Annotated in this window: 18 protein-coding genes; 9 read left to right on the top strand and 9 right to left on the bottom strand. The window is 60.4% G+C overall.

Annotated features, from left to right (window positions below):
* The first annotated feature begins 66 nt into the window (after positions 1 to 66).
* The 4 genes from L0U80_RS26695 (at position 67) to L0U80_RS26680 (ending at position 4,267) form a co-directional block, all read left to right on the top strand.
* Positions 67 to 525, top strand: a complete 459-nt coding sequence (locus L0U80_RS26695) for a PepSY domain-containing protein (RefSeq protein WP_233873111.1) — start codon at positions 67 to 69, stop codon at positions 523 to 525.
* A gap of 100 nt (positions 526 to 625) precedes the next feature.
* Positions 626 to 1,093, top strand: coding sequence for a DUF2271 domain-containing protein (locus L0U80_RS26690; protein ID WP_233873880.1), 468 nt, complete (start codon positions 626 to 628; stop codon positions 1,091 to 1,093).
* 8 nt (positions 1,094 to 1,101) lie between these two features.
* Positions 1,102 to 3,315, top strand: a complete 2,214-nt coding sequence (locus L0U80_RS26685) for a PepSY domain-containing protein (RefSeq protein WP_233873107.1) — start codon at positions 1,102 to 1,104, stop codon at positions 3,313 to 3,315.
* Positions 3,299 to 4,267 carry an FAD:protein FMN transferase gene (locus L0U80_RS26680; protein ID WP_373322300.1) on the top strand — a complete coding sequence of 323 codons (969 nt, stop codon included), beginning with the start codon at positions 3,299 to 3,301 and terminating at the stop codon, positions 4,265 to 4,267. Before L0U80_RS26685 ends, L0U80_RS26680 begins: the two co-directional genes overlap by 17 nt.
* Before the next feature lie 46 nt (positions 4,268 to 4,313).
* On the opposite strand, the gene L0U80_RS26675 is transcribed toward L0U80_RS26680, so the two are convergent.
* Entirely contained in the window at positions 4,314 to 5,534 is a 1,221-nt protein-coding gene (locus tag L0U80_RS26675; protein ID WP_267954989.1) for an alpha/beta hydrolase, read from the bottom strand.
* Between L0U80_RS26675 and L0U80_RS26670 the strand changes: the two genes are divergently transcribed.
* From L0U80_RS26670 to L0U80_RS26655, 4 genes are all read left to right on the top strand, one after another.
* Positions 5,469 to 5,822 carry a hypothetical protein gene (locus tag L0U80_RS26670; protein ID WP_233873099.1) on the top strand — a complete coding sequence of 118 codons (354 nt, stop codon included), beginning with the start codon at positions 5,469 to 5,471 and terminating at the stop codon, positions 5,820 to 5,822. The genes L0U80_RS26675 and L0U80_RS26670 overlap by 66 nt on opposite strands.
* 258 nt (positions 5,823 to 6,080) lie before the next feature.
* Positions 6,081 to 6,491 carry a Spy/CpxP family protein refolding chaperone gene (locus L0U80_RS26665; protein ID WP_233873096.1) on the top strand — a complete coding sequence of 137 codons (411 nt, stop codon included), beginning with the start codon at positions 6,081 to 6,083 and terminating at the stop codon, positions 6,489 to 6,491.
* A 1,308-nt stretch (positions 6,492 to 7,799) separates the two neighbouring features.
* Entirely contained in the window at positions 7,800 to 8,126 is a 327-nt protein-coding gene (locus L0U80_RS26660; protein ID WP_233873093.1) for an RcnB family protein, read from the top strand.
* A gap of 384 nt (positions 8,127 to 8,510) precedes the next feature.
* Entirely contained in the window at positions 8,511 to 9,029 is a 519-nt protein-coding gene (locus L0U80_RS26655) for a hypothetical protein (RefSeq protein WP_233873090.1), read from the top strand.
* 248 nt (positions 9,030 to 9,277) lie between these two features.
* Here L0U80_RS26655 and ssuD read toward each other — a convergent pair whose 3' ends face one another.
* A complete protein-coding gene (gene ssuD / locus L0U80_RS26650; protein WP_233873088.1) occupies positions 9,278 to 10,405 on the bottom strand; it encodes an FMNH2-dependent alkanesulfonate monooxygenase in 1,128 nt (375 codons plus the stop codon).
* Positions 10,406 to 10,865: 460 nt separating this feature from the next.
* On the opposite strand from ssuD, the gene L0U80_RS26645 reads away from it, so the two are divergent.
* Complete coding sequence (locus L0U80_RS26645; RefSeq protein ID WP_233873085.1) at positions 10,866 to 11,054, top strand: hypothetical protein; 189 nt, start codon at positions 10,866 to 10,868, stop codon at positions 11,052 to 11,054.
* A 180-nt stretch (positions 11,055 to 11,234) separates the two neighbouring features.
* Here L0U80_RS26645 and L0U80_RS26640 read toward each other — a convergent pair whose 3' ends face one another.
* The 7 genes from L0U80_RS26640 to acpA all read right to left on the bottom strand — a co-directional run bounded on the left by L0U80_RS26640 (position 11,235) and on the right by acpA (position 19,117).
* Entirely contained in the window at positions 11,235 to 12,041 is an 807-nt protein-coding gene (locus tag L0U80_RS26640; RefSeq protein WP_233873082.1) for a c-type cytochrome, read from the bottom strand.
* Positions 12,038 to 13,675 (bottom strand): b(o/a)3-type cytochrome-c oxidase subunit 1, encoded by a 1,638-nt coding sequence (locus L0U80_RS26635; RefSeq protein WP_233873079.1) that lies wholly within the window; start codon positions 13,673 to 13,675, stop codon positions 12,038 to 12,040. Before L0U80_RS26635 ends, L0U80_RS26640 begins: the two co-directional genes overlap by 4 nt.
* Positions 13,662 to 14,237: a cupredoxin domain-containing protein gene (locus L0U80_RS26630; RefSeq protein ID WP_233873076.1), complete on the bottom strand. Its 576-nt coding sequence runs from the start codon at positions 14,235 to 14,237 to the stop codon at positions 13,662 to 13,664. Before L0U80_RS26630 ends, L0U80_RS26635 begins: the two co-directional genes overlap by 14 nt.
* 2 nt (positions 14,238 to 14,239) lie before the next feature.
* The gene (locus L0U80_RS26625; protein WP_233873920.1) at positions 14,240 to 14,416 is read right to left on the bottom strand and encodes a hypothetical protein; all 177 of its coding nucleotides are present in this window, start codon (positions 14,414 to 14,416) and stop codon (positions 14,240 to 14,242) included.
* A gap of 68 nt (positions 14,417 to 14,484) precedes the next feature.
* Positions 14,485 to 15,777: a c-type cytochrome gene (locus L0U80_RS26620; protein WP_233873073.1), complete on the bottom strand. Its 1,293-nt coding sequence runs from the start codon at positions 15,775 to 15,777 to the stop codon at positions 14,485 to 14,487.
* The gene (locus L0U80_RS26615; RefSeq protein ID WP_233873070.1) at positions 15,774 to 16,478 is read right to left on the bottom strand and encodes a c-type cytochrome; all 705 of its coding nucleotides are present in this window, start codon (positions 16,476 to 16,478) and stop codon (positions 15,774 to 15,776) included. Before L0U80_RS26615 ends, L0U80_RS26620 begins: the two co-directional genes overlap by 4 nt.
* An 893-nt stretch (positions 16,479 to 17,371) precedes the next feature.
* Positions 17,372 to 19,117, bottom strand: coding sequence for an acid phosphatase (acpA, locus tag L0U80_RS26610; protein ID WP_373322299.1), 1,746 nt, complete (start codon positions 19,115 to 19,117; stop codon positions 17,372 to 17,374).
* Positions 19,118 to 19,184 lie beyond the last annotated feature (67 nt).

Genomic DNA, 19,184 nt, shown 5'->3' with positions numbered 1-19,184 from the left:
TTCGCAAGGTTGGCTTCAGCCAGGTGCGGCATCGTGAAGCCTGTTACGACGAACCGGAGATTCACCATGCCCCTTCGCCCGCTTCGCTACGGCCTCGCGATTGCAGCCATTGTCGCAGTTTCCGCCGTGGGTACGCGGATTGCCCTGGCAGACGAGCACTGCAACGTGCCGCTTGCGAACTGGAAACCGGTCAAGGAGCTCGATTCACTTGCCAGGTCGCAGGGCTGGAACGTCGACAAGATCAAGACGGACGACGGCTGCTATGTGGTCCGCGGAACCGATCGTGACGGTCGCCGCTTCAAGGCCAAAGTCAATCCCGCCACGCTCGAAATCATGCGGATGAAGACCGATGACGACGATGACGGGCACGGCCGGCATCGCGGGCGAGCGGAGCACGGCGGCGAACGCGGGCGTGGTGCTCAGCCGGCCACGCCGGGCAGCGCCGCTGGCGACGGGCCGAGCGGCGCAGCGCCAGCAGGCGGCGTGCTGACCCCGGGAACGAAGCCACAGGTCCAGATCAACTAGCGCTGGCAGGTTCCGCCAAGGCTTTCCCATCACGTCCGGCCCGCCCCGGCGATCCGGCGCCCCACACACATCGCCACAACTCACGAGGCTGATCATGACAGTGAAATACGCCATCCCGGCTGCCGCGCTGGCTGCCGCGCTCGCCGTGCCTTCGATGGCATCGGCGCGCCAGGTCACATTCGAAACACAATTGAGCAATTACGGCGGCGACGGTGCGTATGTGGTCACGTATGTGACGGATCGCGCAGGTCGTTACCAAGGCACGCTATGGATGGCGGGTGAAAAGGCCAAGTACTACAAACACTTGCGCGACTGGTACCGGATGACGGGCGGCGGCGCCAAAGTCGATGGCATCTCTGGCGCTAGCGTCGGCTCCGGCAAAACCCTGCGGATCACGGTGGACATCGCCGATACGCTGATCGATGCGGGCTACGAAGTGCATATCGACACGGCGGCGGAGAAGATGAGCGAGAACCCGTCCGAAGTCGTCGTTCCTCTGACGACGTCCGGAGCGGCGAAGCCAGTCAAGGGACGTGGCTTCGTGAAGTCATTTCGCTATACGCTGTGAGAGATGCCATGCTGCGCAAGCTTCACTCGCTACCCGGGATATTCGCCGCGCTCTTGCTGATGGTGGTGGCGCTTTCCGGCGCCGTGTTATCGGTCAAGCCGGCGCTCGACCAGGCCGGTGCCGTCCGCGTGACCGGGCCGCTGGATGCCGCAACGCTCGCTGCTCGCGTACAAACCCACAACCCCGGGCTGGACAAGATCGTGCGCAGAGCCTCGGGCGAGATCATTGCCCATATTTCGTCGCCCGACGGCAATGCTGCCCTGCGGATCGACCCGGCTACCGGCGCGAGCATCGGCCCGGACACGCCGTCGCCGGTCATGCGATGGGTCGCCAACCTGCATCGCAAACTGCTGCTCGGCGATGCGGGGCGCGTGGCCACAGGTGTCGCCGCGGGTTTGATGCTGCTCCTGTGCGTTTCAGGTGTCGCTTTGCTCGCCCGGCGCATGGGCGGATGGAAACATCTGTTCGATCGCATTCGAGGCACCGGCCTGCAACGCGTGCATAACGAAATTGCGCGCGTGGCGCTCCTCGCACTCGCGCTCTCGGCTGGGACGGGTCTGTTGATGTCTTTGACGACCTTCGGGTGGATTCCCGAACGGGTCACGGCCGAACTCCCCTACCCCAGCACCGTGGCCACGCATGCGCCGCTTCCTGTTGGACAAGTCGCCGCGCTTCAGTCGCTGGACGTGAGTACGTTGCGCGAACTGACGTTGCCCACGCCGGACAGTCCGGGAGACACGTATGCCGTCATCACGACACAAGGCACCGGCTACATCGATCCATCGTCCGGAGCATGGCTTGCCTGGCAGGATAACGACGCATGGCAGCGCTTCCAGGGGACCGTGCGCATGCTGCACACCGGCCGGGGGCTCTGGTGGCTGGCGCTAATCCTCGGACTGGCAAGTGCCAGCGTGCCGGCACTCGCAGTCACGGGCATCGCGTTGTGGGCAAAGCGTCGCGGTGCAATGCCCAAAATCGCCGGCAACGCGAGTCCGCGTGAAGCCGACACGATCATTCTTGTCGGCAGCGAAAACAACGCGACGTGGGCGTTCGCTGCAGCCGTTCATCAGGCGCTGACCCGTGCCGGTTTACTCGTCAACATCGCTTCGATGAACGAAGTACGTTCAGGCTATCGTCGAGCCGAGCGCCTAATTGTGCTGACGTCGACATACGGCGACGGCGATGCACCATCGAATGCAACGCAGTTCACCCGCGCCATCACCCATACGCGCCTCGACACTGCCACGCGATTCGCCGTCCTCGGCTTTGGCGACCGGCAATTTTCGAGTTTCTGCGGCTACGCACAAAAGGTGCATGAGGCTCTACGGGCAAAGGGCCTGCAACCGCTGCTGGAATTGGGAATGCTCGACCGTCAGTCGGAGAGTGCCTTCACGCAGTGGATGGAACAACTGAGCACCGTTCTCGGCGTAACGCTTGACGCGCAATACCGCCCAACGCTTCCGCGCACCATTTCTCTCGAGGTCATCGAACGCGAGGATTACGGAATCGGCACTGATCGGCACGCCTGCGTGTTGCGTCTCGCGCCAGATCCGAAGCTGCGGTCGCCATGGCAGAAGGTGTTCGGCCAGCACCTGCCCTCCTTTGAGCCAGGCGATCTGGTTGGCGTCGTTCCGCCGGGGCACACGGTTCCGAGGTTCTATTCGCTGGCCAGCGCCTCGAAGGATGGGCTTCTCGAGTTCTGCGTACGCAAGCATCCGCACGGCGTGTGCTCGGGGTATCTGACCAGCCTTGAGCCGGGCGACCGGGTTGCGGTCTTCGTTCGCAGAAACGAGCACTTCAAACCGAGCACCGGCGCGACCCCGCTCATTCTGATTGGCGCGGGCACAGGCATCGGACCACTGGTGGGGTTCATCCGGCAGAACGAGGCGTGTCGCCCAATGCATCTGTATTTCGGCGCGCGAAGCAGCGGCGGCACGTTCCTTTACGACGAGGAATTGCAACACCTCGTGGCCGCTGATCGACTGACCGCGTTGACGACGGCGTTGTCGAGCCCTTCCGAAAAGACCTACGTGCAGGAACGGCTTCTTGCCGATTCGGCGAAATTGAGGGAACTCGTGGCAAAAGGCGCACATGTAATGGTGTGCGGCGGTCGTGACATGGCCAAAGGGGTCGCGAATGCGTGGGAGCGCATTCTGGCAGGCTCCGGCGTCACCGTAAGCGAGATGAAACTGCGAGGAAACTACGTTGAAGACGTCTATTGACTCATCAGGCGCGTGCGACCTGGAGCGGCACGTATTCAGCGGCGCCACGATGGCGACACGCTACAGCGCACAGTGTTTCGCGCCTGCGAACCTGGACCTTGCTTCGCTGCACACCGACCTCGACCGGGCCGTGAAAAGCGTAGACGATGAAATGTCGAACTGGAAAGACGCATCGGATCTTACGCGCCTGAATCAGGCTGCCCCCGGCCATTGGCTGCCGATATCAGGAAACCTCGCGCGCGTGCTGATCCGCGGGATCGAAATTGGCCACGAGACGGGCAACGCCTTTAACGTCGGTGTTGGCGATGCGGTCGATGCGTGGGGGTTTGGTCCTGGGACTCCCGATCGGACGGCATGCGCAAATCGAGTGGCGCCACGCCCGCTTCGCCCCGCGGACGAATGGCTCGAAGTGGACGCAAACGGGCGCCGTGCCCGCAAGCTCGCCAGCGTGACGCTCGATCTCTGCGGCATCGCGAAGGGTTTCGCGGTCGACGAACTCGGTCGGGTGATGGATCGTCACGGCATTGGCAACTGGCTTGTCGGAATCGATGGCGAGATGCGGGCGAAGGGCATGAAGCCGTTGAATGCAATGTGGGCGGTCGCCATTGAACGACCCAACAGTTCGCACCGGGAAGCGATGGCCGTGCTGGAACTCACCGACGTCGCAATCGCGACCTCGGGTGATTACCGGCACTGGCAGGAGCATGAGGGAACGCGTATCCACCATACGATGGACCCGTGCACAGGCGCACCGCTGCACGGCGGCGTAGCTTCGGTGACGGTTCTAGCTCGCACGTGCATGGACGCCGATGCGTACGCAACAGCGCTCATGGTCCTTGGGGAAGACAGGGGCATGCAGTTTGCCCGCGACAAGCAACTCGACGCGCTTTTTGTCATGCGCGAGGGCGAAGGACTGAGGACAAAGGGTACCGGCTGCTTTGCGGCGAGCTAGTTCACGGTACGCCATAAGACTCCGGCGCAGCGGTCCGAACCGTCCATCAACGCGTCACGCCTGCCAACTGATCGATACGCACCGCGACATACGGATAAAACGGGTTCCATGACAAGCGCGTAAACATCCCCGCACCCACAACGAGACCTCCAGTCTCCCCGCGAATCGATTGCGCGCCGAGCTGAACGCCCACATCGTCGTTCGGATCCGGCGTTCGCCCGTACAGCGGATCCGTTTCCGGAAACGGAAGTGCCACGTGTGATAGCGAATAGATGTCCGCCGGATAATCGAGACCTGTGGGTTTAATTGTCGTGGCCGTCGAGTTCGGAGCCATCGACTCCTCAACCACAAGCGATGACGCAGACGGCGCGTTGGTAAGAACCGTAAAACGGTAGTGCAGCGGTGGCGCGGGAGTGAGACGCCGCAGCGCATCGCGTATCGACGCACGCAAGAGCGGGCTCAATTGTGTCGTGCGATTGATGTCGAAGAGAACGAGCTCGCTGCCATTATCCGGCAGTTGTGCGTATAGCGAATCGATTATCGCGCTCGTGATCACGGTGAAATCGATCACCGACTGAAAGGTCAGCACGGGCGGCAGCGACGCGAGCTGCCCGCGCCGGTTCGCCTGGCCTATTTCCCGCTGAACGTCCTGCGTCACCCGCCACGACTGGCGCGCGCCATTCACAGGAAACGAGTTGTACTTGAACGGATTGAATTCCGGAATGACATCGAGCCACGCGGCCTTTTCGAAAGCCGGCAGGATCGCGGGTAACGCTGCGAGGCCCACAAAGCGCGCGAATTGAGTAATGCCGATCATCGGAGAAATCAGAATGAGGCGGTCAGCACGCGCCAGGTGCGGATCCCGCAATGCTTCAAGCGAATATTCAAGCGCCAGTGCGCCGCCATTCGAATAGCCCACGATATGCAACGGCGCAGGTGCCGGCACGCGGCGGCGCGCCTCTCGTACGGCGAGACGCGTGGCTGCCTCCCAGTCCTGTGAGGTCACGTCGGTCAGACTTGCCGGGACGGTCCCGTGACCCGGCAAACGAATCGACACCACGAAGAAACCGTCGTGCTGATAGCGCGCTGCGATGTGTCGCAAGCTGTACGGCGAATCGGTCAATCCGTGGATCATCACCGCAACACCGCGCGGCGTTCCCTCTGGGGCGAGTGTGTATGAGCGATTCCAGTCGGTCTTTAGATGACCTGGAAAAACAGGGCTGCCCGTGAAATAGCGATTGGCGGCAACGCGATCGTCCGGCGCCAGTTTATTGGAGACGTTTTTTATGACCGCATCGAACAGGCGGTTTTCATGCGCGATGTAATCGTCCCACGTCGCCTGATCCAGCGCCCTCGCATGCATTTCCGCCGGGACATAGGTATGCCACGGGCCCAAAGACGGCTTGCGCTGAGCGTCGTGAATCCGCACCCCGCCTATGCTCGCGATTACCAGAAGAACGACGATCGCGAACCGCTTCATCCATCGGAAAACGCGTGTTTTCATTTTGAATTCCAGCGCTATGCGCCCGAGCTTTCGTCACTGCTTCCGGACTGACTGAAATAATCGGTAACGGGTTCCTTTCGCGACACCAGTCGGATCGACGCGTAGCATCCTTCTACTGAAAATGGTTGGTCACGAGACGAATTCATCGCGTTGTCCGCGTTGGAGACGCGTAGTGTTTCGATCGATATTGCCCTATTACACGTTGTATAAGGGTGCCGAAATTGAATTGTTTTCTCTCGCTGCTATGATCAAAAAGGTTCATCCAGTCTTCCTGGCAACCGCCGGTGACCGCTCATCGCGAGAACTGACATGAAACCTGTCTTGCTGGCGCTAACCCTGCTCTGCGCTTCTACGTCCTGGGCACAGACAAGCAGTTCAGCTCCTTCATCACGGCACGAAGAAACCGTCGACGACCGCGTGAAGGAATTGCACTCGGAACTCAAGATTACGCCGGACGAGGAAGCAAAGTGGGCGAAAGTGGCCGACACCATGCGCAGCAACGCGAAAACCGTCGATGACCTGCTCATGCAACGACATGACGGCGCATTGAAGGCAACGGCGGTCGAAAACCTGCAATCGTGGAACGCGATCGCCCAGGCGAATGCAGAGGGCAGCAAGGCGATGCTCGACGCATTCACCTCACTTTACGCCGACATGCCCGATTCGCAGAAGAAAATCGCGGACACCGCTTTCCGACCTGCCGAGGGCCACACGAAATGACCAGGCGCGGTGTGCAGCAGTGAACCCGCGACGCACCGGACACTGACTCCTGAAGCGGAGGCACGACGATGAATCAGCGCGCGTTGAGGTCAGCCTTCCTCCCTGCTCTCGTGGTGCTGTGTGCAGTGCACACGGCACAAGCCCGTGTGAATGTTCACCTGGGCATTGGTGTTCCAGGGGTGTTCTACGCGCCGCCACCACCGGTTGTCTTCGTGCGTCCCCAACCGTTCTGGCCACCGCCTGTTGTGTACACCCGGCACGGATTTTCTCCCTGGCATCACCCGCCGCGATTTGCAGGCCCACGGCACGCACCACATCCCGGCTGGCGACCACCGCCGCGCTGGCGTTAGGGAGCGGGCGGCGATGATGTACTCGGGGGTGCCGTGTGTTACATCGACTGGTTGAATTCGCACTCTGCGTTGGCCGCTGCCGAGCCAGCAGTGGTCGCGAACATCGACGCGGATACCTGTCCGATCAAGCTGTCTTCTTCCGTTGCGGCTTCAATTTTCGAAGCAGGCAGTATCGAACACGACGATAACGTTAAGCACGATGGCCTGAATGACCTTGGTTTTTGTCACCACCGTGGTGACGACGCGACCTGCTTCGTGCCACGATGAATGAGCTAATGAAAGACACGGTCCGTGAAAACGCTGCGCCGAGTGTCGCTGAGGCATTGGGAAAGTCCGTCACTGCGGGCATCGCTCACGTCGGCCTCATCGGCGTAAAGCAACCTGTTTGCTAACGATCTCCGCCTTCGCAGACACGCTTTAATCGTGCCATCGATTGGTCACACGAACTCTTCTACCGGGTACCTGATCATGGCTTTGAATATGCGACGCCGCATTCGTCTCATCATCTATCGGCCTAATCCGTTTTAGCATCGCAATCTGGCTCTATTTTCAAGCTCTATAGACGTAAGTCAGTGGACCAGCAACATCCCTCGTTCAACGAGTGGCCAGTTTGGTCTCTACGAATCGCGAATACACCGACCGAGCCGGTCGGCGATGCGAATTGCGTCAACATGGAATGCACAGCGTTTCCAAACAAGTTTCGCGCAGGAGCATCGACACCAATTACGCGAAATATTCACGGGAATGGCGTAACGTAAACTCCTTGAAGTCAGAATTCCCTCTACTACTATTGAGAGACAGTTCACATTTCTGGATTCACTGTATTTGGAGCCACTCCTGCCACGTTTAAGGGCATGCTCACGCGGTCGGTTAACACGGTTTCCACGATGTTCCTGCGTCCACGAAACCACAGGTCAAGAACTACGTCATTCACCTTCCCGCCTCAGGAGATCAGGTCATGAAAAAGCAACTCGCCGTTTCTGCCATCGCTGCGCTCGTGGTCGGAATCTCGTCACCAGTTTTTGCGCAGGGCAACTCCGGCGGCGATCAAAGCCAAGGGACAGGTCGTCAGCAGGTCATGCCTTCCATGCCGCACAACGACTGGCACGAAGGCGAGCGAGTCCCTTCAAAATATCGTCACTACAACTTCATCATGAACGACTGGAAGTCCCATAATCTGGACGCGCCGGCCCATGGCCAACAATGGCTTGCAGTAAATGGCGACTACGTGCTCGTGACGAAAAGCAACTGGAAGATCGCGAAGATCGTCTCCGGTACCCAGTGACACGGCACGACAAGAAGCGACGTTGTGGGCAGGCGTTAACCTGCATTCGGCCGGTCTATCGTAACTAGCTCTGGCCAGATTGTCGACGGCGACCGGGTTGATCTACCGGTTCGCCTACGTCCTCTTTCCGATCGATCGGCCACTCAACCCGAACGTCAACGCTGAATGCAATTCCCATGGTCCCGCGGTAAGCGGCTGTGATCTGCTGAACGTAGTCGTTGAAGTGAGCGATCAGCGAACAAACGCTCCGGGCATTGCCGATCGGTACGATCAAAGGGTACGTCGATCCATCCGCAAATCAGCTTTCGCGCCCTGGTCGGTGTAGTTGTGATCTCGCAGCCGTCCGGATACCGTCATAGTCGACTTCGGATATAGAAAAATAATATGAAAAATCGCGCGATTTTCTCCCTGGTCAGCTCGACGCTTCTAGTAATAGCAGGCGTTGCCTGCATCCTTTTACTACTGGTTTCCACCTCGTCGATCGGTACGCCTTTTATCGCGTGGATACTTTTGATCTGTGGCTTCCTGCATGCTTTGAATCTAGTCGCCGCTCAAGGCTGGAAAACGATCGCCCGGAAGATTCCGGCAGTCCTTGTCCCGATTGTCATCGGCATCCTGATTCTGGTGAATAGTGGAGTCCGCGCGCGCGGTCTTACCGTGATACTCATCGTCTTCTTCGTTCTGGACGGCGTCTTCAAGATCATCGCTTCGGCCGGGCTCGAGATGAAGATAAACGCGATCGGCCTCGTAGGTGCCGGTCTGTCGTTTTTGCTCGCCATATTTACCGCCGCAAAATTCCCGAACATGCCGTTACCACTACTAGCGTTGTTTCTCGGCCTGGATCTCATCTCGATGGGCGTTGTGATTTTCGCCGAACGGGAACGAGCTCGCGGACGAGCCTGACGAGAGCAGCGGACAGTGCGCAGAGTTGACCGGCGTGCTGCGATAAGGACGTTAGAGACGGGTTGAAATTCCGCGAACGTGGCGTCGGGGAATGTCATCGGATGTGAGGAACGAAACGCCCCCACGCGCGGAGGCTGCACGACATTTTTTGGATCTGCGCATTGCTCGCCGAGCTGTACCGCGCCATATACCGAAACGCAGTGGCCCCCGCGACATTCAGCCGGGGGGCTGCTCAGTGTAACGATCGATCAGGACGACGCGGCAGCCCGCACGTCGAACGCACCGCCCGTTTGCACGTTATCGGCTGTCGTCACTGCCTTTTTGCCCGGCAAAAGCGGAAATACCAGTTCGGCGAAACGCCATGCTTCCTCGAGGTGTGGGTAGCCGGATAGCACAAAGCGCTCCGCACCGAGGTCGGCGTATTCGCGCAGCCGCGCCGCGACTGTTTCAGGATCGCCGACGAGCGCCGTACCCGCCCCGCCGCGCACGAGACCGACACCAGCCCACAGATTCGGGCTGATTTCGAGCTGGTCACGCCGGCCGCCGTGAAGTTCCGCCATACGACGCTGGCCGACTGAGTCCATGCTTGCGAAATTCTGCTGTGCTCGCGCAATGTCCTCGTCCGTGAGCTTGCTGATCAACGCATCGGCTGCTGCCCACGCCTCCTCATTCGTCTCACGGACGATGACATGCAACCGCACGCCGAACCGCACTTTGCGGCCGTGGCGCGCAGCACGTTCGCGAACGTCCGCGACTTTCGCCGCGACGGCGGCAGGCGGCTCGCCCCACGTAAGATACGTATCGATGTGCGCGGCGGCGATTTCGTGCGCTGCTGGTGACGAGCCACCGAAGTAAAGCGGCGGATGTGGCTTCTGCACCGGCGCGAGGAAGTTCCGGGCTTTTTCGACGCGGATATGCTGGCCATCGAAATCCACCGGCTCACCCTCGAACAGTTTTCGCCACACAGTGAGGAATTCGTCCGCATGGGCATAACGTTCGTCATGCGAAAGAAAAATTCCATCTGCAGCGAGCTCGGCTGCATCACCGCCCGGGACGACATTCAGCAGCAAGCGGCCGCCAAGCGCTTCGTCGAGCGTGGCCGCTTGCCGTGCGGTGGCGGTCACATTGCCGAGCGACGTGCGCAACGCGACCAGAAGCTTGATCCGCCGCGTCACCGGAGCAAGGCTTGCAGCTGTCACCCATGGATCGAGGCAACTGCTTCCGGTAGGAATCAGCAGACCATCGTAGCCAAGCTCCTCGGCGGCCACCGCAATCTGGCGCATGTACGCGTTGGTCGGCGCACGGCCGGAGTCGGATTTTCCGAGGTATCGCGTGTCGCCTGAAGTTGGCAGAAACCAGAAGATGTCGAGACTCATGATCGCTTACTCGAATAGTGGATGTCGTGCAGTTGCATCGGAGGAAAAGGCTGATGGCAATTACAGCAGGCGACACGCTCGCGCCCAACCAATTAACCGGAAGTAGCTTATTCCTGCACGGTGGATGCCTCACCAGACGGGCTTGCGGAGCCTGTTTGCAGCAAGTCGCTGAAGATTACGGTGCGGGGTTTATTTCGGGCTGGTTGAATTCGGCGCCGATGTCGCGGGCCGATCCGATTCACGCGGAATCGTCGTGGACATCGCACGCGGAACCTGCGAACTCGTGACGCGAGCAGTGTCCGAAACGATGAAACCGCAAATGCTCTCGCATTCGGCTCTGAGGGGACATCCCGGTTCGCGCAGCCGTGTGATCACAGCCGGTCATGCAAGCGCCGTTGCAGATACCCGTGGCGTGAGCGCTGTGTAGCCGAGTTCAGGCTCGTTTCACGCACGCAACGAGATGGCACGCGATTTCAGAAAAATGCTGGGTGTTTTGGGTGTCGAGCACATTCGCCTCGGCACGGAGATACCCGGCATCATCTCTGTGCCGGCATTCCGTAGCTATGAACAGTTGCCGCTTCTGGGTAATGCGCTTCACGCGGCAGGAGGCCGGGAAAACGTTCGAAGGCAACTATCGGCGCGTGCTTGAAGCTTCGCTGGGCTGAGCGCGCGCAGTGAAATAACGCTCGTGATTTAGATGTGCAGTGGACCGTCGGTTTCTATACGAACGGTCACCCTGATGAAGCTAACGCCCAAATGATTTCGCCGGCCAGACCCTGTCTAAACACGACGCGGATCTGGCCGGCGACAAAAGCACGCTTAAATACGCTTAAGGCTGCGCTGCGTAGTACTTCGCGAGGCTGTCTATCTCTTCGGGACGCAGTTGCCGCGCGACGTTGCGCATCTGCTCGTCAATGTCGTTGTGTCGGTCACCGGCAGCGAACAATCGCAGCTGAGCAGCGAGATACGGCGCTGCCTGCCCGCCAAGCCAGGGCGCAGCGCCCTTGCGGTCGAGCACGCCATGACACGCGGCGCAAGGAGCGATATTGCGTATCGGCGCACCCTGCATCGTGAGCACACGAGCAACGCTATCGTCATGCCCGTCCGCGGCCGTCGCCTGGACGACGCGTGGCTGGCTCGAATAGTACTGGGCGACGTCGTGCATATCCTGGTCGCTGAGGCTCGCGATGATCGGCTGCATGATCGCGTTCTGCCGCGCCCCATTCTGGAAATCACGCAGTTCCTTGTAGATCACGTCCGCATACTGACCGGCAAGGAACGGCGCGGTGACCCCGGCTGGGCTTTGCACGCCGTGGCACATCGAGCAACGCTGCGTGGCGAGCGTGGCACCGCGTCCACTCGATACGACGTCGACGCGCGCGATGCCCAACGGCGGCAGCACGACGACATTGCTCGGCGGCGCGTCAGCGACGTTGTCGCCGCCCTTGTACCACGACGACGGCGCACCCGCCGCACTGCAAATTGCGCCCCACAGGCCGTTCGCCGTGAAGTCACTATGCACGGAGGGCAGCCAGACGAAACCGACGAGAATCGAGAGGACGGCAACCAGAGCCGTCCCGCCGGCGCTCACGACAAACCACGGATTGCGAAGGCTGAACAGGCGTTCTTCTTTCATCGCTGTGCTCCGATCGGAACCGCCGGAACCGAAGTCTGCGGCAGAATCAACAACTGTGCGATAGGCACCGAGTAGTTGACGACGGTAAGGCCGATCATCAAGGCGACCCACAGGCCGAAGCTGTTAAGCGCTACGGGCACGCGCTCGACCGGATACGCACAGGTGGCGAACTCGAACGGTGCGGGCGCCTGTTCCGTACGACTCGCGGAACCGAACTGGGCCTTCGCAAGGATGTAGACAAACAGCGCACCGGAGACGACCAGCACAATGCCGCCGATAGCGGAAATCGCCACCCAGATCGCTTGCGGTGCAATCGCGGGATCCGTGTAGTCGTAATACGCCATACGACGCGGCGCACCCAGCAGACCAACATAGTGCCAGGGGAACGTCAGCACGATCATGCCGATGAACCACAGCCACAGTTGCGTGCGGATCAGCTTTTGCGAGCCAAGCGTGCGGCCCGTGAGTTGCGGCCAGAGCTCGTAGGCAATCGCGAAGTACATGATCACGATCGCGCCGGCGAAGATCAGATGGAAGTGACCGGTGACCCACTGCGTGTTGTGAATCGTCGAGTTGAGCTGGTAGCTCATGTTGATGAGCCCACCCGCGCCGCCGAAGCCGAGCATGACGAACGAGAGCGCGACGACGAGCATCATCGGATTGCTCCACGGCAGCGCGGTGATCCAGCCGAACAGGCCCTTGCCGCCGCGCAGGCGACCCGCAATCTCAACCGAGGCGCAAATCGTGAACACTGTGAGCAGCGTCGGTACCGAGACCATCGCAGTGAACACCGCGTGCACGAACTTGAATCCGGCACCGACCTGCGGATCGGCAAACAGGTGGTGAATGCCGATCGGCATCGCGAACACCAGGAACATGATGAACGCGATGCGGGCCATCGAGTCGCTGTACAGCCTGCCGCCGATCGCGCGCGGCACGATCGTGTAGTAGGCGATGTAGGCCGGAATGAGCCAGAAGTAAACAATGGCGTGCAGCGTCCAGGAGAACAGGACCCGAGCGAGACCCGCATCGATGGTCGATTTCAGTCCGAACGCCACCGGCAGGATCTGGAACAGGATCTCGAGCGCCGCGCCGATGGCAGTCCAGGCCCACAGGTAGGCGCCGGCCACATTCGCGAACATGGCGAGCGGGATCGGCTTGCCCGGATTGGCGCGCTTCCACGCACGCAGGTTCACGTGCATCAGCGCAACCCAGATCCACGAGCCGACCACCACCAGCACCACGCCGAGGTAGTAGAACACGCTGCCGATCATCGGCGGATAGAACGTGAAGAGCACCGAGGCGCGGCCCATCGCTACGGGCACCAGCGCCATCACAGCGCCGACCGCCAGCATGACGAAGGCCGCCCATGCCCATTTGAGTCCGATGAGACGCTGCTTGAGCGCAAGCTCACAGATGGCGTAGCCGAAGCCCATCGCGACGAGCGTCGGCAGCGCATAACCCATGATGGTGCCGTGCCCCGTCACAGAACGGTAGTAGAGCTCTGGATTGCCGACCCACGACATCAGTGGGCTGCGCACAAGCATCTGCCACGCGCCGAGCAGAAGTGCGACAAAAAACGTGACAAAGGCGAGCCAGAAATGCGCGAGAACGAGCCGCTTAGCGTGAAACACAGCTGAGCCTCCGGTTGTTGCGGGCGGCCTCGAAGAACGTGGCCTTGTCGATAACTTTCACGTGAGCCCACATGGTTTGATGACCATAGCCGCAGTATTCGTGGCACGGCATCAGGTGTTCACCGGGCTTCGGGAAGACGGTGTTGAGTGTCGAGACGTAGCCCGGCTCGATCATGGTGTTGATATTCGTCTCCATGACCTCGAGTCCGTGCACGACATCGGCGCTCGTGGTGCGCAGCGTCAACGGCGTATCGGCCGGCACCAGCAGGCATTGCGGCGTGAACGAATATTGCTGGGCGATGAAGCGCACCGTGACGGAGCCGTCTTTTTCGACGGCGCTGCCAAGGTTCGTTTCAACGAATTCGCCCGACATCTGCAACTTCGTCGGGTCGATCGTTTCCACGCGCGAGGGCGGCATCATCGCCGTGTGCACACCGATGTAGATCATCATGCACACGAGCAGCAGGATCAGGCCGCCGGCGAATATCGCCCAGCGTCGCTCGACGCGCATCGCAACCGCGTGAGCGTCGTGATTGGGTTGGTGCGGGGTTTCGGTCGACATAATCAGCTGATAGTGCCGCGCGGCAGGAATATGAGGAAATAGAAGGCGAACCAGATCGCGAACACGATCACGGTGGTCACAGTGGCCAGCGCGATCGCGCCACTCGGTCCGGCCGCGACGATACGCTCGACTTCGGCGTTCGTCGCTGTGCCCTCGCGGTTGTCGTTGGTCTCCATCATGGGGCTCTCATTGAGGAGGTGGTGATACGAAACGATGCTCTGGTACGGTGCTTCGAAGCGGTGCTCGCCTAGCGCAATGGCGCCTTGCGCAACTCGTTGACCTCTTTCGCCGTAACCGGCTGGCCATGGTTGCCCCACGCCGTGCGAATGTAGGTCACGACTGCAGCCGCGTCGCTGTCGCTCAGCTCCTGCGCGAACGGCGGCATGCCGTAAGGCTGGAGATTGCGCTGCGTACCCGGCGGGAAACCGCCATTGAGCACGATCCGGATCGGGTTGACCGCGGAATCCATTTCGATCGACTGGTTGTCGGCGAGCGGCGGATACCTCGGCACGTTGCCCTTGCCTTCGTCGCCGTGGCAGATCGCGCATTTGTCCGCATACACCGATTTGCCGCGTGCGAACACCTTCGTGCCGGTCGACGCCGAGGGACCGGACTTGCGGCCCTTGTTGTCAGGCAGCGCCTTGAGGTAGACGGCCATCGCCTTGACGTCTTCGTCGTTCAGATACTGGAGGCTGTGATACGTCACTTCCGCCATCGGGCCGTACACCGCGCCGCGATCCGAGAGACCTGCCTGCAGCAGATCGACGATGTCTTTGGTACTCCAGTCGCCGAGGCCACCGTCCTTGTCGGAAGTGAGCGATGGTGCGTACCACATCTGCACCGGAATCAGACCGCCCGCGAACTGGTCGTGACGCGAGGAGCCGCCGAGCGCGTTGATCTGCGTGTGGCACATCGTGCAGTGACCGAGGCCTTCCACAAGATACGCACCGCGATTCCACTCGACCGACCTGGCCGGATCCGGCTGGTAGGCCCCTTCGCGGAAGTAAAGCGTGCGCCAGCCGAGCAGCAGCTCGCGCTGATTGAACGGGAACTTCAATTCGTGCGGATGATTCTGTTGCTGCACCGCCGGAATCGATTGCAGGTACGCAAAGATCGCGTCCGAGTCCTCACGCGTGACCTTCGTGTACTGCGCAATCGGCATGGCCGGGTAAATCAGCTTGCCGTCGGGCGACTTGCCCGTGCGCATCATCTTGAAGAATGCGTCCTTGTCCCAGCTGCCGATACCGTACTTCGCATCGGGCGTGATATTGGGCGAATAGAGCGTGCCGAACGGCGTCTCCATCGGGAGGCCACCAGCGAACAACTTGCCGCGAGGCGCCGTATGGCAAGCAACACAGTCGCCCGCACGCGCGAGGTATTCGCCGCGAACAACGATCGCGGGTCGCGTATCGGTCGTGGCGGTTACTGCCTGCGTTGCGTGCGCGCTCGTCATGCCGAAAAACAGCATCGACGCAGCAGCACCGGCGACGGTCGTCACGCCGGCCACAGCGCGCGCGAGATGGGAGATTCGATTCTTCATTGCGGTTGACTCCCGCATGCGAGAGGCAGTTTGGCATCGCCGTGCGGCGCCGGCCGGGGATCGTCAGGTCGCGGCTGGCGCGAGAGCCAGCTCGAAACCGCGTAGATATCGCGATCGTTCAGCTTGACGGCGATCTCGTGCATGCAGTCGTGCGCGAGTGCGTGCCGTGTGCCCGAGCGCCATGTGCCCATCTGCCCTGCGATATAGCTCGCATGCAGGCCGAGCAGACCGGGAATGCCAGGCTCTGCACCGGTCAGGTGGGCACCGTGACATTCGGCACATGCAGGCAGCTTGCGCGACGGGTCGCCGTTCAACACCAGTTGCTTGCCATAGTCGAGCACAGCGGGCGGCACCGGAGCGGAATCGGGATTCGGATACGGAGGCTGGAAGCCAGCGAAGTACGCGGCGATTCTGTGCAGATCTTCGTCAGGCAGGAACGCCAGCAGGTAACCCATCGGCGGATAGGTCCGGCCGCCGTCGCGAAACGCCGACAACTGGTTGAACAGATAGTCGGCAGGCTTGCCCGCGATGCGCGGGAAGTAGTCGTTGTTGCGCCCCTGCCCCTGTACGCCATGGCACGACGTGCAAGCGCGCATACGCTCGTCCATCGGGGAAGGCTTGGTCGCGGACTGCGCTACCGCGCAAGTCGAGGCGACACTTAGCAACAGTAAAAGCGATGCTCCGATGGTTCTGCGATACACGACGAGCCTCGTGGAGTCAGGTGAGGTACACAACCTCTATTCATGTGCAACACGCACATGGTTATCTTCAAGGTGGCCGGATAGTGCCTTATAAATCATGCATCGGCTTAGTACCTTAATAGTCCACTTGGTTATTTCGTTGCTAATTTATCCATGGAACGTAGTGCGTTGCATCGGAATGTCGCACCAGTAATTTGCACAGAAACAATCCCGCTTCAACGGGTTATCGGCAAGCGTGGCGAGAACTTGAATGCATTTCACATAAACAGTGAAATGACGCGGCAAAAAGGCGCTTGTTCAGGCGCATGTTTCGCGCACACGTTGGTGTAGTGCGATTTTGAGCGCCCGACCGAGCAGCTAATTCGCCAATTGATCTTACACTTCGCTAACCGGCAAACGTTAAACTCGCGGTTATCGAGTCCACAGCTTCCGTTATTCCGCGCAGATTTAAATCGACACGATCATCCGTTCGTATAGAAATTAAGCCGTTATGTCGAATATTTGAACAGATACTCGACAGCGCGTAATGTGCAAGTCAGGGCATATTGCATGGATGAAAGCACGGAACGACACAACTGTCCGTCATGTTGATGCCCGGTTCCCGGGTGTGTAGAGGCGATTGAGTTTGAGCAGGCTTGAATGGCGCAGGCTGCCTTACACCGAGATCTCCCCAAATCATCGCGACTAGTTATGATCAGGATACCTACGCATTATCCACGCGACGAGGCCACAATGGGGCACGGCTGAAGTCACTTCAGCCGTAAGCGCCAGATTCAACAACCTTTTCAGGGCTTTGGCGGGTCGGAAAACGCAGCCTGTCCGCCCCGTTTCGCGATTCGCCCTGAAACCTGACAAAGCCCATTCGCAGCCGTTTCCGGCTGCGTCGTGTTACATCACGACGAAAGATCCAGCGCGTTGGTCAAGTCACCCATGACCTGCTGCCCGCGCGCCTGCATCGCTGCGTCGCGTTCACGTACACCATCGAGCGTTTCGAGGTCGTACACGCGCGTAACCAGGCGCAGGATCGACGCCGTGTCGTACACCGTGTGATCGACGTACCCCTTCTTCGCGAACGGCGAGATCACCAGCGCCGGCACACGCGTGCCCGGTCCCCAGCGGTCGCCCTTGGGCGGAGCGACGTGATCCCACCATCCGCCGTTCTCGTCGACCGTGACGATCACGACCATGTTTTCCCATTGCGGGCTTGCACGAAGCACCTTCACCGCATGCATGATGTGGCGGTCGCCCGACGCGACATCCGCGTAGCCCGCATGCATGTTCAGGTTGCCCTGCGGCTTATAGAACGTCACGGCGGGGAGGCGGCCCGCCCTCGCATCGGCGAGGAAACGGTTGGTACTCTCATCGTCGCCGAGGCCGCCATCGCGCAGACGTTTCGCACGTTCCGCCGTGCCCGGCCCCAGATTTGCGTAATAGTTGAACGGCTGGTGGTGATACTGGAAGTTCGGGATCAGCGGCGTGCCGTCGTTCGTATTCTTGCCGCGCATGTCCAGCGTCTGCTGGAACGCACCCGCGTACCACGCCCACTCGACGCCGCGCTTGTTCAGCTTGTCGCCGATGTGCTCGTGCGTTTGCGGCGGCAGAACCATCGCATTGCTTTCCTGCGTGAGGTCGACCACGTCATTTGCGCCGACCTTATACGGCGTGGGCGCGTACGGCGGCATCATCGTATTCACGGCATAGCTTGCGGTACTGCCGTCCGAACGCTTTTCGGGCGGCGTCAATGCGCTGGGACCGAACTTTGGAACGCCGTCCATCGCGCTTTTCGGCGTGGCGGCGAGCGGTTTCAGATTAGGGTCGTCCGGGCGTCCACTAACGGTCTCGGCAATCTGGAGCTTCGCAATGCTCTGCGCCGGATTGGCGTACACGGGCGGTGTCGCCGCAATCAGATAGTGGTGGTTCAGGAACGAGCCGCCAAACGCCCCCTGGAAGAAGTTATCGCACAGCACGAATTCGCTGGCGAGATCCCACATCCGAAGATCGTAGCTGGCGTTCGCGTAGTGCCCCATTGTGAAACCCGCCGAGTCGGCCCACGCGACGAACATATCGTTCTTGCCGCCGTTGATCTGCATCTGGTTCTGGTAGAACACGTGCCAAAGATCATGGGTAACGAGCGACAACGGCAGCTTCTCGCCATTCGGGCCTTTAAGCGCAAATGGCGCGTTCGGCAAATTGGTCTGGAATTGAACGCCGGCCTTGTACGTGACGCCATCCACGGTCTGGTCTTTCAACAGCCAACCGCCCGGCACGGGGGGAAGCTGTGGCAGGACGGTCGATCCGTCGCGATCACGCTGCCGATACGCTTCCGGCTTCACGCTGGAGAGCGGGCGCTCAACTCCAGGAAAATCGCCGAACAGATTGTTGAAGCTGCGATTTTCCGCGTAGATCACCACAACGGTCTTGACCTTGGATCGCAGTGCGCGATCGAACTGCGGTCCCGCAGCGGCACCCGTCACAGCAGATTCGCGCGATGACGGCAGCGCGCAGGCTGGCAGCCCTGCTCCCATTGCGACCGCTGCAACTCCACCTAGAAAGTGGCGGCGGCCAGGGCGCTGAGGCGTCTCTGCTACATCGGCTTCGTCATTCACCGGCGGTGAAGCGGGAGGTTCGCGGTATTTCATCGCATGTCCAAAGAGGTGGAAAAGGATCGAACGGAGCACGGCACCGCACAATACTGCCTGCGAGCGG

The sequence above is a fragment of the Paraburkholderia adhaesiva genome (assembly GCF_021390575.1).
Lineage (GTDB): Bacteria > Pseudomonadota > Gammaproteobacteria > Burkholderiales > Burkholderiaceae > Paraburkholderia > Paraburkholderia adhaesiva.
Note: the sequence above shows the minus strand (reverse complement) of the source record. Positions and strands in the feature narration are given on the sequence as shown.